Here is a 12,976-nt window from a genome sequence, read left to right as displayed (position 1 = left end):
TTTCGTTATGGCTTGACGGGCTACGGATACTTTTTCAGCTAGTTCCTCCTGTGTTAAGCCTTTGCTTTTTCTTAGCAGCTGTAATTTTTCTGGAAAAATCATAGAAATCCACCTCCGTGTTTTTTACTATCTTACCATATTTGAATTGTACTTTTGTAGTCCCTGCTGGTTGCTTTTTTGCTACTTTTACTTGCTTGCTGTAAATAATAAGTACCGTTGACATTTTCTTAAAATAAGAGCACTATATGGATAACAGGCAGTTTTTGGGTGAAAAGAATTTAAACCAGTAACCTTATTTTGATGACTTGTATTTAGATTTGGTAGTATATCCTGATGGAACGATTATTGAGGATGATATGGATGAATTAGAGGAGGCATTAAGAGAGAATGTGATTAATCTGCAGCAATATGAATTAGCGATTGAAACGAGCAATCGGCTGAAAAACACTCTGTTATTCAATATTGAATCTTTTAAGGATTATACCTATTCATGTTATGACTTACTTCTTATGAATAAATTGAAACCTGATGTAGATTTAGTAACAAATATTGATAGTTCGTATATTAAATGGTAATATATTCTTGAAACTTATTTTTTTGATCATATGGGGGAGATTGTAATGAAGCTTGAAAAAATGGAAGAATTTTTTGATAGTCGTTTAGAAGGGTATGAGGATCACCAGCTTAATGCGATTGATTCTGCAAAAATATTTTATCCCTATACGGCATCGCAGCTGCCTATGACCGAAGGCTGTAAAGTGCTCGATTTGGGCTGTGGGACAGGGCTTGAATTAAATGAATATTTTATGCTTAATCCACTTGCTGTCATAACAGGGATCGATTTGGCAAATGGTATGTTAAAAGCACTTCAGGCCAAATTTCCAGACAAACAGCTTACGCTTATCAATGGTTCCTATTTTGAGGTTCCTTTTGGTGAAAATGTATTTGATGCTGCCGTTTCTGTGGAATCATTGCATCATTTCACTCTGGAACAGAAAATTCTGCTTTATAAAAAGCTGCATGGTTCGTTGAAAGAGGGCGGATATTTTATTTTAACGGACTATATGGCTGAAAATGATGAAGAAGAAAAAAATAACTTTTTAGAGCTTTCCCGGTTGAAAAAAGAATTGGGAATATGTGACGGTGAGTTTTATCACTATGATACACCGCTTACACGAGCGCATGAAACAGAAGCGTTACTCTCCGGAGGATTTTCAAAAGTCGAACCACTGAATAAATGGCAAAGTACGTATATTTTGAAAGCATATAAATGATTGTTATGCCCTTACTTGCAAGGGATGAAAATTTCGGATTGAAAGAGAAGAATTGTACACTTTTTGTCAGAACGATAAATATTTGGGATACTCTTAAGGACTGCTGACTTAATATCAAAACCAGCAGTCCTCCGTTACAGAGTCGTTATAGCTTTTTTTCTAAGAAAATAAAACGTAATTCAGGTGTTATTACTTGGTCCTTAAATCTTCGATATCCGACTTTTCCATAAAGCCTGATATTGTTCTGGCTTTTATCGCTTGTAAAAAGTTCATATCGTTTTGAGCGACAGACGCTTTCTACTTCACGCAGCAGGGCAGTACCGATTCCTTTTTTCTGATGTTGTGGATGCACAATTAGTTTTCCAACATATACCGTATCATTCTCTTTGTACGTTCTTACTGACCCTATGATAGCCCCGCCATCATCAACAGCTTTTAAGACAGTTCCACCGGAATATTCATTTTGAATATCTGATAATGACTGTTTAAGAGGTGGTATTTCATAGTTGTTTAGTAAAGCCGCTTCGCTCTGATATGCAAGATATTGTAATTCAAGTATATCTTTTAAATCCTCATATTCTGCTTTTTCTATTTTCAATTGATACACTCCCTTCAAATACAGCAATCCTATAATTTGCATATCATCATAAGTAGATCCCGATATGTCCCATCCTTTAATTTTTCGGCATTTACAATCGTCCCGCATATCTTAAATCCATGTTGTTCATAGACATGGACTGCTCGTTTATTATCTGCAACGACCCCGAGCTCAACCTGTTCATAGCCTAGCTTTTTCCCATGATGGAGACAGCATTTTGTTAACATATTACCTATTCCAAGATCCCAGTAATCTTTTAACACAGCAATTCCATAACCAGCTCTGTGTTTTGTTTTCATATTTCCCCTAATGCAATATATGGTCCCATTAGCGACCAGCTTATTGTCCACAAAGGCAGAGACGTCAAAGCTTTTTTCATGTTTCAGCTGTTTGGAAATATAAGAATCTTCTTCATCAATGGTTCTGGTAATTTCCTCAGGATATCTCCCCAAATAATCGGTCTCACCAGCGCATTTCACTAGATATTCAAGTAAATCTTTAGAGTCGGATATCTCAGGACTTCTTAAAATAACTTTTTTACCATTGTTAGATATATATGTGGTTTCCTCTATTCTCATTATAATCCTCCATGATATCCTTATTTATTTTATCTTTAATTAGATTTCTTATAGTAAATATCATATTATCAAAAATAGTATCACCGATCAATATAAAATTCCAATATAAAGTGGTCCGTTAAATCCTACCTTAGTTAAGCCTTTCTGGTATATGCAATCATCATGCTGATTGATTTGACTATTTTTTTCAGTATTGTTATAATATTGACGAGCACAATTTTATTAGTGTTCGAAAGGATTCCGATACGGATATAAAATGTTTCGTTTAGGAAGCCCCATTAATACCATTTGATCAATAGATGAAAGAGGATTGCAATGCAAACAAAGATCGCTGTAGTTGATTTTCATTCCAATATGAAAAAGTTTCTTGAATTTACTGAGATACGTACCAAGATCACAAGTCTGCTTCCGTTTCTTATGTCTCTGGCTTACCTGTTTTACCGCAGGCAGCCGGTAAATATGGAGCGTACGGTTTTATTTTTTTGTTCTATGTTTTTGTTCGACTTAACGACAACCGCGATCAATAACTATATTGACACCAAAACGAATGGTCAAAAGCTGCCTTTTTCACGGAACATAGCAAAGCTTATCATTTATCTGCTGTTCGGCATAAGCTCTGCTTTGGGCCTTACCCTGGCGTACCGCACGGATTTGGTCGTTCTGCTGTTGGGCGGCCTGTGCTTTCTCTGCGGAGTGTTTTATACCTGGGGGCCGGTTCCGATTTCCCGTTTACCCTTGGGAGAGATTTTTTCAGGACTGTTTTATGGTTTGTTTATCCCTTTTCTGATGCTTTACATGAACATGCCGTCTGGAACATTCATGACCTTAGCAGTGGATTGGCATACAATCCGGTTTGCTCTAAACATTGCGCCTTCGCTTTCCCTGCTTTTGCTTTCGGCAGGTCCGATCTGTGCGACTGCCAACATTATGCTGGCGAACAATATCTGCGATCTGGAAAAGGATATTACGGTAGGGCGTTACACGCTGCCTTACTTTTTCGGCAAAAATGCATTGGGTGTTTTTGCCGGGCTATATTATGTGACTTATTTGACATGGGCGGCGTCTGTTGCGCTGAGGATATTATCCCCGGTCTGTTTGCTGGCGTTAATCACCATTATTCCTGTGCATAAGAACATCTGCCGTTTTAAAGCGGAACATATCAAAGAAAAGACCTTTATCCTTTCGGTACAGAATTATATTATCATTGTGGGAGCTCAAACTTTGGTTATCTTTTTAAGTGGTTTATTTCTTTGATGGGAAGCTGCATTTATCGAAGAACTTTTTTGTGAGATTTTAATTTCCTGACCGGAGCTGCGGCTCCGGTCATTTCTCTTTTATTCAACAAAAAACTGCTGAATTATATATTAAGCAAGCGATCCAGGCATGAAAATATGCTCCTCCTTATATAAACAGAATTATATTTAAACTGTTTATATAAGGAGGAGCATATTAATTACTGATAGAATCTAGTCTATGATTCCCATTATTGAACTGAAATTTATCTGCTGAAATTTATCTGCTGAATATTATCCGCTGCATATCATGCTTATTTAATGCGAAGTTGTTGTTTACTCTGTTCGACAAACCAATCATCAACTGCTTGCTTACTAAAATAAAGGCGGTCGTTAATTTGAACATAAGGGAACTCTGGCCAAACTCCATTCAAAATATTATTTTGCAAATCGGAACGAAGTTTTCTATCTATTTTGTCATAATTATCACCATTACCTTCGCTATCGTATTCATCATGAGACGGATATATGCCCAAATATTGCTGCAAAACATCAATTTCCATAAGATCGGGATAAGTATAGCTATTCGATGATATACTACCGTTAAAATTGCCCAGCATAGGACGGTCAGCAATAATGTTCGCAAATATCAATGCAGCAATAATAATTCCGGCTGCTACAATGATAGCACAAAGCATCAAAGGCAAGCTGTTTTTCCAGTCCTTATTTTTGTCTGAAATCATTTAAACCTCCTAAGAATTGAATTTGAATGTTAAATTAATGATAGCAAGTGTTTTCTGCATATTTATGATATTGGTTTCGCATTATTCTAACAAAAGAATATTATGGTTTTTCCTCGCAAGCTGCAAATCGATAGTATCATATAAAACGATTTGGCCGCCAAAATCATAAATCGTTTTTTCGATTTCTGAAAAGAACTTCATATTTTTCGGCCTCAGTGTTAAAAGTCCATTCCAATCCTTTGATTACTGGCATAAATTCATCCCCCGCCCCTCCAGTTACATAAATAATCTTTATCATTATAGTACCATCGAACTTGCTAACGATCAATAATAAGTTCCCAATGTAAGGAAATTGTCTAAATCCTGACGATCATTAAGTAAATTGTAAATATATCGTAATGCCAAAATCTGGGATCTGCTGTTATACTATATCTTATAAATGATGAAGGAGGACAAAAACATGAAAAAATATTTAAAGTTACTGTTAACCGGTATCAGCTCCTTAGCATTAGTCCTGTCGGCCAGTGCTTTTACAACACAAGCAGAGGAACAGACTTCGCTGCCAAGCTCCATACGTATTTACGGAACAGTAACCCAGGTTTCCGAAAACAGACTCCGTATGATAAGGAAGGACGGTGCCAGTGCAGACCAGGAAATCATTCTGAACCTTTCCCCTGAGTCGAGAATTTTAAATGCCGTCAGCGGAGATCCTGAAGCAGTTGGACAAATACAGGAAGGAGAATTTATTTATGCTGACATTAGTCCGGTTATGACTATGAGCCTGCCGCCTATGACAAATGCCTTTACAGTGCTTTGTAAAATCCCGGCTGACTATCAGGTTCCGGAATACATAACGGTAGCGTCTATGTCGATTAACTCAGATGGGAAGACGGGTATCCTTACCTCTGATACAGGGAAGCAATACAGGATAACAGAGCAAAGTAACCTGTTTCCATATTTAACCCGTAACATTGTTACGGTCCATAACCTGACAAAAGGACGTAATTGCCTGGTCTGGTCAACGGATCATGCGATTTCAAAAATCATGGTATTCCCAAATTCCGGTACATCGGATGTGCAAACCGGCTGGGTAAAAAAGGACGGCAACTGGTACTTTTATGATATCAATGGCTTATCCTATACAGGCTGGCTGAATGAAAACGGTGACTGGTATTACCTGGATCCTGAGAGTGGAATTATGAGGACAGGATTCATCACCCTGGAAGGCAAAACATACTATCTTCAAAATGATGGCCGCATGCTTACATCAGCCAAAACATTTATTCCCGATGAAAACGGCGTATTAAGATAACCAGCCAGATAAAAACCATTGCAAAACCAATTTTAAAAACAAAAATAGTTAATAAAATAAGCATTAAGGTGAAAGAAGTCCCCTCACCTTAATGCTTATTTTATTAATAGATAACGAAAGCTAAAGCCGGTTTAAAATCGTTCGTATTTTGAACTACATGAACTTTTTAAAAGGATTATAATAAAAAGTGTAAAACGTTTTGCGATAATTGTTTAAGAGAGGAATACAGAAAAAACATGTGTATCAAAGGAAATTTTTTATGGGGCTCGGCAACCGCTGCTTATCAATGTGAAGGAGGTTGGGACGAAGATGGGAAAGGCTTAAATGAATGGGATGTCTTTAGCCATGAAAGTTCTCTGAATATAAACAATGAAGATGGTGACGTTGCCAGCGATTTTTACCATAGGTATAAAGAAGATATAGACCTGATGGCAGAAGGAAACCAAAATACTTATAGATTCTCAATCTCATGGGCCAGAATCATTCCGCGGGGAGTTGGCGAGGTCAATCCGAAAGGAATTGAATATTATAACAATGTTATTAACTATTGTCTGGAAAAAGGAATTACTCCTAATGTGACATTGTTTCATTACGACCTCCCCAATGAGATGGCTAAAATCGGCGGATGGGAGAATCGAAAAGTAGTAGATGCTTTTAACCAATATGCAAAAGTGTGCTTTGAAAGCTTTGGAGACCGGGTTACGGTCTGGTCTACGATCAATGAACCAAGATATTATGCGTACTGCAGTTATGTTGTAGGAAATTATCCGCCAAACTATAAAGCTGATTTTGGACGCTTTTGGAATGTTCTTTATAACCTGATGCTTGGAAGTGCGAAAGCCGTTCAAAGCTATAAAGAGTTAGGTATGAAAGGAATCATTGGGGTTGTTCATGACAATGGAAATGTTGAATTAGCCCCTGACACGGAAGAAAAAGAATTAGTAAAATTAAGGGCTGATATTTTTTACAACCGCATGGTTTTAGATACCGCCGTATTAGGTAAAATACCGGCTGAACTAAATAAGGTGTTAGAGGATAACAATGTTGATGCCTCATTTATTCATGAAGAAGATATTCCTGATTTTGAAAAAGGCAAGATCGATTATATAGGCTTGAATCTTTATAATCGTCAGTATGTAACCGATTATTCTGAGGGTGAAACAGAAATTTTCCACAATAATAAAGGGAAAGGATCAAAATCAAAAGAGGGCATTCGTATAAAGGATCTGTTTGAAACATCATTTGACCCTGATGTCAGACGCAATCTTTGGGGAAGAGAGGTCTATCCAAAATGTATGTACAATGCCTTAAAGGAAATCAAGGCAAAATATGGAGATATTTTGGTTTACATCACGGAAAACGGATGCGGTCAATATGAAGCTCCCGATGATAATGGCTATGTTAAAGATACTGAAAGAATAGAAATATGCAGCGAATTTATCGATTACATGTTACAGGCAAGAGAAGAAGGAGTGAATGTCCAAGGGTATTATATATGGTCTTCCATGGATCTCTATAGTTGGATTAATGGCTATGAAAAGCGGTATGGCATTGTCAGGGTTGATTTTGAAAACAACAATAGACGAATTCCCAAGGAAAGCTACTACTGGTATAAAGCCCTTATCGCAGACAAAAGGGGCATCTAAAAGGGTAGAAAATCCTATGGTAACCATCTAAAGTTTTCGCCACCGGTTTCAAGGTATTTATATAAAGATATTATTGAAGTATACAAATATGGTAACCATCAGGCTTTTAACATGGTTAATAAATTTTGATATAGCTATATAATGATTAGTTTCAATGTAGAATAAATATGGGTGGAGGATAAAATAAAATGAAATATGTTAAGATGTCAAAGCAAGTATTAGAGCATGTTGGTGGTATTGAAAACTTAAATCATGTTGAGCACTGCGCAACTAGGCTTCGCTTACATTACAACAGCAAGAAACTTGTAAATGAAGAAGCGTTAAAAGGAATTGAAAATGTCCTGGGCATTGTCAGCAAAGCCGGACAGGTCCAGATTATCATTGGTCCTAATGTAAATGAAGCATATAACGATTTCTTAGATGCGTCAGGGTGGAAAGAAGGCGTAACCAGGGAAACAGCTTCCCCGGAAGAACCGGAAGAAAAAAAGGCGATGTACTATGTGAATAAATTTGGCAACTTCATGGCCGCAGTTTTTATGCCGATTGTTCCTGCACTGATCACAGGCGGAATGATCCTGGCATTTAAAAACTTATTGGTTAATTACTTTGGTGTTGCCATGGATTCTGGTACTGCTGTTATTTTAACTTCGATTTTCAGTGCTGCGTTTACCTATTTGCCGGTTTATATTGGATTTACAATGGCGAAGCGTTTAAAAATGGAACCGATCATGGGCGCTTTTTTAGGCGGCCTGCTGGTTAGTTCCAATATTAGCGGTGCAGCAGGACTAAGCTTCTTAGGAATTGGAATTCCGGTGGTAGAATATACAGGCAGCGTATTGCCAATTATGCTAGGCATTGGATTCATGTATTTTGTGGACAAGTTATTCCAGAAGTATATTCCTGAAACAGTGAGATATTTTTTGAAACCATTATGTACAATGATCCTTGTTGTCCCTGTTACTTTAATTGTTTTAGGGCCGATAGGAACCGTTTTAAGTACTTATGTAGGTGTTGGAATTACAAACTTAATGAATGCAATTGGCGGTATCGCCATGCCGGTTTTTGCGGTGGTTTACCCTTATATGGTCATGCTTGGATTAGACAAAGCCATTATGCCGATCGGATTTAACAGTGTTGCGGCAATTGGATATGATCCGGCGATTATGGTTATGGGATTTATCTCGAACCTGTGTATTGGTGGAAGTGCATTGGCGGTAGCTACAACCATTCGAAACGATAAAAGCAAAAAAGGTATGATTGCATCCTTTGGTATAACTGCACTTTGCGGAGTTACGGAACCGGCATTTTACGGGTCATTGATCATGAGGCCAAGAGTTTTGATCGGTACTGCGATCGGAGCGGCAAGTGCTGGTTTGGTTGCTGGCATCTTTGGATTAAAGAGCTATGTTATGGGAGGATGCCCAGGATTATTAACTGCTTTGTTCTTTGTTGATAAAGATGGCGGCATGGGGAATTTCTTTTTGGCCGCAATCGTATCAGTTGTGGCAGTTGCGGTATCTTTTGTATCATGCAAGATCATTCTCTCAAAAACAGAATAAATAAGTTTAATAAATTGATTTTAAAATAAGGGTGACTTAATCTATTGTGTAAGAATATTATAAAATTACTCCTGTGAATAATATTCATAGGGGTGATTTTTTATAGTGAGAGCCACACTTCTAAAGTAATCAGGAGGAAGAATGTAATGAAAGTATTGATAGCCCAATTTGTTATTGAATCCAATGCAAACATTCCGTATAAAAGCAGATTGGAAAATTTTAATCTTTTATTTGGAGAAGATTGCATTCGGGAAATGAAATGTGAAGATGTATTTGGGAGAGAAGGAGTCGAAATCATCCCTTCCATTTATGCCAATGCTGCAGCCGGTGGTGTGTTAGAGAAAGATGCCTTTGATTTCATTGAAAATAGAATTTTGGAAGATGTCAAAAAGCACATTCATGAAATTGATGGAATCTATCTTCACCTGCATGGAGCAAGTGAAGTGGAAGGCTTAGAGGGCGGATCAGGTGATCACCATATTGTGAAGGAGATCCGTAAATTAGTTGGTCCTTATTTACCGGTTGCAGTTGTTTGTGATCCTCACGGCAACTTATCTGAGGAATATGTAGAAAGCACGACATTGATTCGCAGTTACCGGAATTCTCCCCATACAGATATAAAGGAAACGATTTCGTTTATCTGTGAAAAGATGGCAGCACTGCTTAAGACGCGTCAAAATATTACGCCGGTATATCGTAAATTACCGATGATTTTGGGCGGGGAACAGAGTGTTTCTGCGGATGAACCAGTTAAATCCATCAATCGATACTTAGAAGAATTAGAAGAAGATAAAAGAATTTTAAGCTGTTCCTGGCATGTAGGGTATATTCGCCATGATTGTGATGTTGCAGGATGCGGTATTGTTGTTATCCCTGCAACAGAAACCGACCAGGAATATGCAGGTAAAATTGCAGATAAATTAGCCAAGTATGTATGGGATAAACGGCATGAATTCCATTATACCGGACTGACTGCACCGCCGGAGGAAGCAATGAAAATGGCAGTAGAATATAAAGGTAAGCCTGTATTCATCACTGACTCCGGGGATAATGTAACCTCTGGAGCCGTGGGAGGCAATACATTTCTATTGCGCCAGGTGCTGGCACTTGACAATACCTGCAATAAGAAATTTTTGTTTGCAGGCATAAATGATGCAGAGGCATTAACAATATTAGACGGTCTGGAAGAAGAGGAAAAGACATCAATTTCTTTAGGAATGAATTTGGATGAGTTATCCGCAAAGGTGGATTTAGATGTTACAGTCAAAGCAAAAGGATATTTGGCTGGCTACTCTTATGTAGGAGAAGGCAATTTTGGCGGCTGTATTACCATTGGTGTCAAAGATAAACCAATCGATATTATTGTTTCAGGAAATAATCATCCTTTTGTGGAAATACACCAATTTCATACTGCTGGTGTAAACTATGAAGACTATGATATCATTATTGTTAAACAGGGATATATTTTCCCGGAATTAAAAGAAGAAGGCAAATTAACCGTTATGTCATTAACACAGGGAGCAACGCTGCAGGATACTTCAAAGCTGCAATTTAAACGCATTATGCGCCCAATGTTTCCGATTGACGACATTTAAAGTAGGAGAAAATAAAATGATACAGCTAAAAGAAATAAAAGCGCCGGAATTAGAACAGGATCTTGTACCAGTTGCATTAAGTAATGAAACAATGGAAGAAAGAAAAGAAAAATTGTTGGCAAAGATGAAAGAAAAAGGTTATGATACAATTGTTATCTATGCCGATTTGGAACATGGAGGTAATTTTGAATACATATGCGGTTTCCTGCCTCGTTTTGAAGAGGCCTTATTAGTGCTTCATTCTAGTGGGAAGGCCTATATGGTATTAGGAAATGAGAATTTGAACAAAGCAGCAAAATCAAGAATTGAAGTGACGGCTGTGCACATGCCGTATTTTTCCCTTCCAAACCAGCCAATGGAGACAGAGAAAAGCGTTGCTGAAATTTTAAGGCAGTGCGGATTGGAAAAGGCAAAAAATATTGGTTTTGCTGGTTGGAAGAATTTCACCGGCAAATCCGAGGATAATACTGCATTATATGATATTCCTTACTTTATCGTACAAGCAATCATGAGCATCTGCAAGGAAGCCGGATTTTCTAATGCAGCGGGCTTATTCATAGGAGATGGAGGCGTACGAACCACAAACAATGCCAATGAATTAGCGCATTATGAATTTGGGGCTGCACTTGCAGGGAATTGTATATTAGAAGCCATGGAAGAGTTTGATGAAGGAAAAACAGAAATGCAGATCGCAGAGAAGCTAGCTGCATTTGGACAGCCTCATAATGTTGTAACAATCATGGCGGCGGGGGAGCGTTTTGTGAAAGCCAATATATACCCAACCAATAAAGTAATTAAAAAAGGAGACCGTATTTCAATCACTACGGGATTCAAGGGAGGATTACAAAGCCGCGGCGGATATGCGGTATCGAGCGAAGAGGAATTGCCGGAAGGTGAAAAGGACTACTTGAAGAAGGTGGCGATCCCCTACTACACAGCTGTAAAGACTTGGTTAGAAACGATTTATATTGGTATGGACGGAAACGAATTATATGATAAGATAGAAGAAGTGCTGCCAAAAGCCCAGTATGGATGGTCATTAAACCCCGGTCATTTATGTGCCGATGAAGAATGGCTTGCTTCTCCGGTGTACCCAGGCTCTGAGGAACGAATAAAGAGCGGAATGCTGTTCCAGATTGATATTATTCCAGCCGTTCCCGGTTACGGCGGAATCAGCTGTGAGAGCGGAGTTATGCTGGCTGACAAGGCATTACGTGACGCAATAAAAAAGGAATATCCGGAAATGTGGAATCGAATCGAAAAACGCAGGGCTTATATCAAGGAAGTATTGGCAATCAATCTTTCTGAAGAAGTTATTCCAACAAGTAATGCGACTGCTTACTGCCGTCCATTCTTACTCAATAAGAAAGCGGCATTCACAGGTTCCAAATGAGAATTCTGATCGTTGTTTAAAATATATCCTGAACACTTTTATCTCCATACCCGTCCGGTTATAAATAGCTTATAATAAAAGAGTACTCATGCATTAATAAGCTCAATGGAGGAATGTAATGTGGAAATCAATAACTTAGGTCTCTTAAACTCTTTATCATTAATAGTAAACGCAGGAAAGTCAGATAATATTGAATATGTATTAGCACAGTACATTTTAAAAAATCTATATAGAATTTCCAGTGTCAGTATTTCAGAAATCACAGAAGAATGCTTTACATCAATATCAGCCATCAGAAGATTCTGCGAACAACTGGGATACGATAATTTCAGCAAATTAAAAAGTTCAGTGACTAAATTAGTATTTCCAAGCAATTTAAGATATAGAGATATTGAAGAATATTCCAATTATCAAAGCCATATAAAAAGTCTTATTAATGACATGATTATAGATATTGATGAGCATTTTAATTTGGAAAAGATAAGTTTTTTGTGTCAGCTGCTTCATAAAGATGTTAATATCGTGTTCTTATGTGCAAACAATACCAGCGGAACGATCGCAAAGTTTCAGCAGGAATTAATGTTTGCATCTAAGGTTACTCATGTTATTTCAAATTCATTTACTAAGAACAATGTTTTAAAATCCTTCAATGCTGAGGATATCATAATTACGGTATCAGCATCTGGAAAGTTTGCAGAGCTGTCACTGGAATTTGTTAAAAGTTTAAAAGGCCATAAATTTTTAATAACAGGAAACAGGGATCAGAGTTTAAAAAGTGCATATGAAGATGTTTTTTATATAAGTAATAATAGCATCTCCAATGATTACCTTAGTATTTATGGGAAATATGGCATTACCTATATACTTGATTTATTATCCATGCAATATATATTTTTATATTCTTAGATGATTAAAAATATAGCTTCCTTATAACTGATATCTGGGCAAATTCAGTTATAAGGAAGCTGCATAAAAACTGTATTTCAAACAACCTTGGTTTATGAATCATCATATGGCGTCAGCGAAAGCGGCGCCTTTTTTTGTGG

Annotated in this window: 13 protein-coding genes; 9 read left to right on the top strand and 4 right to left on the bottom strand. The window is 37.5% G+C overall.

What is annotated here, in order from left to right:
* A partial coding sequence (locus tag RT269_RS27825; protein ID WP_313187592.1) for a helix-turn-helix transcriptional regulator occupies positions 1-102 on the bottom strand: 102 nt, incomplete at its 3' end.
* Positions 103-356: 254 nt separating this feature from the next.
* Here RT269_RS27825 and RT269_RS27820 point away from each other — a divergent pair.
* Positions 357-575: a hypothetical protein gene (locus RT269_RS27820; protein ID WP_313187589.1), complete on the top strand. Its 219-nt coding sequence runs from the start codon at positions 357-359 to the stop codon at positions 573-575.
* 45 nt (positions 576-620) lie between these two features.
* The gene (locus RT269_RS27815; RefSeq protein ID WP_313187588.1) at positions 621-1,274 is read left to right on the top strand and encodes a class I SAM-dependent methyltransferase; all 654 of its coding nucleotides are present in this window, start codon (positions 621-623) and stop codon (positions 1,272-1,274) included.
* Positions 1,275-1,419: 145 nt separating this feature from the next.
* On the opposite strand, the gene RT269_RS27810 is transcribed toward RT269_RS27815, so the two are convergent.
* On the bottom strand, positions 1,420-1,872 hold the full coding sequence (locus tag RT269_RS27810; RefSeq protein ID WP_331664252.1) for a GNAT family N-acetyltransferase: 453 nt from the start codon (positions 1,870-1,872) through the stop codon (positions 1,420-1,422).
* Between the two features lie 29 nt (positions 1,873-1,901).
* Positions 1,902-2,450, bottom strand: coding sequence for a GNAT family N-acetyltransferase (locus RT269_RS27805; RefSeq protein WP_313187586.1), 549 nt, complete (start codon positions 2,448-2,450; stop codon positions 1,902-1,904).
* Positions 2,451-2,765: 315 nt separating this feature from the next.
* Here RT269_RS27805 and RT269_RS27800 point away from each other — a divergent pair, with 315 nt between their 5' ends.
* Entirely contained in the window at positions 2,766-3,704 is a 939-nt protein-coding gene (locus RT269_RS27800; RefSeq protein ID WP_313187585.1) for a UbiA family prenyltransferase, read from the top strand.
* Between the two features lie 292 nt (positions 3,705-3,996).
* Here the strand turns inward: RT269_RS27800 and RT269_RS27795 are convergent, their stop codons facing one another.
* Positions 3,997-4,425 (bottom strand): hypothetical protein, encoded by a 429-nt coding sequence (locus RT269_RS27795; protein WP_313187583.1) that lies wholly within the window; start codon positions 4,423-4,425, stop codon positions 3,997-3,999.
* 460 nt (positions 4,426-4,885) lie between these two features.
* Here RT269_RS27795 and RT269_RS27790 point away from each other — a divergent pair, with 460 nt between their 5' ends.
* The 6 genes from RT269_RS27790 to RT269_RS27765 all read left to right on the top strand — a co-directional run bounded on the left by RT269_RS27790 (position 4,886) and on the right by RT269_RS27765 (position 12,836).
* Positions 4,886-5,737: an N-acetylmuramoyl-L-alanine amidase family protein gene (locus RT269_RS27790; protein WP_313187581.1), complete on the top strand. Its 852-nt coding sequence runs from the start codon at positions 4,886-4,888 to the stop codon at positions 5,735-5,737.
* Between the two features lie 236 nt (positions 5,738-5,973).
* On the top strand, positions 5,974-7,383 hold the full coding sequence (locus RT269_RS27785) for a glycoside hydrolase family 1 protein (RefSeq protein ID WP_313187580.1): 1,410 nt from the start codon (positions 5,974-5,976) through the stop codon (positions 7,381-7,383).
* Between the two features lie 188 nt (positions 7,384-7,571).
* Positions 7,572-8,942, top strand: coding sequence for a PTS transporter subunit EIIC (locus tag RT269_RS27780; protein WP_313187579.1), 1,371 nt, complete (start codon positions 7,572-7,574; stop codon positions 8,940-8,942).
* A gap of 146 nt (positions 8,943-9,088) precedes the next feature.
* On the top strand, positions 9,089-10,537 hold the full coding sequence (locus tag RT269_RS27775) for a M81 family metallopeptidase (protein WP_313187577.1): 1,449 nt from the start codon (positions 9,089-9,091) through the stop codon (positions 10,535-10,537).
* Positions 10,538-10,553: 16 nt separating this feature from the next.
* Entirely contained in the window at positions 10,554-11,930 is a 1,377-nt protein-coding gene (locus RT269_RS27770) for a M24 family metallopeptidase (RefSeq protein ID WP_313187576.1), read from the top strand.
* 120 nt (positions 11,931-12,050) lie between these two features.
* Entirely contained in the window at positions 12,051-12,836 is a 786-nt protein-coding gene (locus RT269_RS27765; protein WP_313187575.1) for a MurR/RpiR family transcriptional regulator, read from the top strand.
* The last annotated feature ends 140 nt before the right edge of the window (positions 12,837-12,976 follow it).

This window comes from Lacrimispora sp. (assembly GCF_032078915.1).
Taxonomy (GTDB): Bacteria; Bacillota; Clostridia; order Lachnospirales; family Lachnospiraceae; genus Lacrimispora.
Note: the sequence above shows the minus strand (reverse complement) of the source record. Positions and strands in the feature narration are given on the sequence as shown.